The sequence below is a fragment of the Kitasatospora sp. NPDC007106 genome, from assembly GCF_040634455.1.
In the GTDB taxonomy this organism is placed as follows: domain Bacteria; phylum Actinomycetota; class Actinomycetes; order Streptomycetales; family Streptomycetaceae; genus Kitasatospora; species Kitasatospora arboriphila.
This window is the reverse complement of the sequence record NZ_JBEYFP010001349.1, coordinates 1-1,193: the sequence shown is the minus strand read 5'-3', so window position 1 is coordinate 1,193 and position 1,193 is coordinate 1. Positions and strand designations below refer to the sequence as shown.

At 73.6% G+C, this 1,193-nt stretch carries 2 protein-coding genes and 1 pseudogene; all 3 read right to left on the bottom strand.

Going from position 1 to position 1,193, the window contains the following annotated elements; translation table 11 throughout:
• Window positions 1–130: NUDIX domain-containing protein (locus ABZ641_RS38400; protein ID WP_359989303.1), on the bottom strand; the 130-nt coding region annotated here is incomplete at its 3' end.
• Window positions 131–173: 43 nt separating this feature from the next.
• Window positions 174–857, bottom strand: coding sequence for an HAD family phosphatase (locus tag ABZ641_RS38395; RefSeq protein ID WP_359989301.1), 684 nt, complete (start codon window positions 855–857; stop codon window positions 174–176).
• A 49-nt stretch (window positions 858–906) separates the two neighbouring features.
• Window positions 907–1,107, bottom strand: a pseudogene (locus ABZ641_RS38390) (hypothetical protein); the annotation flags it as partial.
• Window positions 1,108–1,193: the final 86 nt, after the last annotated feature.

The window sequence follows — 1,193 nt, the reverse complement described above, 5'->3', positions numbered from 1 at the left end:
CCCGGTGCAACGCCGAGAACGCGTCCTCGCCGGCCTCGACGAGGCCGCCGGGCAGTGAGTGCTGCACTCCGTCCGGCCGTTGGCGGCGGATCAGGCACACGGCGTCACCGGCGACCAGCAGTGCCCCCACCCTCACCTGCGCCCGTTGCACGGCTCCACCTCTCCCCTGCTGTTCAGCAGACGTTCCGTGAGATCGGGTCGGCTCGGGCCACGTGGTCGAGGACCTGCCGGAGTTCGCCGATCAGCGCGGTCGCGCCGGCGGCGGCGAGGCGGTCGGCGGGCATCAGTGCGGTGTAGCCGAGGACGTCCATGCCCGCGGCCCGTGCGGCGAGGACGCCGTTGGGGCTGTCCTCGACGACCAGGCAGTCCTCGGGGGCGACGCCCATCGCCCGGGCGGCGTGCAGGAAGAGGTCCGGCGCGGGCTTGCCGATGCCGGCGACGTCCTCGGCGCTGAAGACCAGCGGGGCGGGCAGGTGCGGGCGCAGGCCGGAGCGGTCCAGGGTGAGGTCGATCCACGCGTGGTCGGAGGAGGAGGCGAGGCAGTAGCGCAGCTCGCGCCGTTCCAGTTCGGCGAGGAGCTCGGCCGCGCCGGACGAGGCGTCGACGCCCTGCTGGAACGCGGCGAAGACGCGCTCGTGGCAGCGGGCGGTGAAGTCCTCCGGCAGGGCGCCGCCGTACCGGTCGGCGACGACGGTGTGCACGTTGCGCCCGGCGTTGCCGAGGAAGTGGTGGAACGACTCTTCGAGCGTGGTCGGGTAGCCGAGCTCGGTGAGGTAATCGGAGAGCACGCGGTGCGCGGTGTGCTCGCTGTCGACGAGCGTTCCGTCGTTGTCGAAGATCACCATCTGGTAGGCCACCCCGGCAGGCTACCGGGCGGGTGCCGAGCCGCGACCACGTGACCGTCCGTCAGGCGTCGTCGCCCGGCCGCAGCGGGTGCCGGACCCGGACGTCGGGTTCGACGTGGACCGCCTCGTCGTGGGCGAGGTCGACGTGCACGGGCACGGGCACGGGCACCGGCGCGCCGGGCACCTCGGTGGCGCCGTCGCGGTCGAAGGGCAGGCCGGTCCACTGCCGCCACTGGCCGAGCGGCCCGCTGACGGTCATGGACGCCGGCGCGGCCACACGGTTCCGCACGAGTGACCGCAAGCGATTCCCCGGGCCGGCACCCCACCCACCGCAACAATTTCGCACCA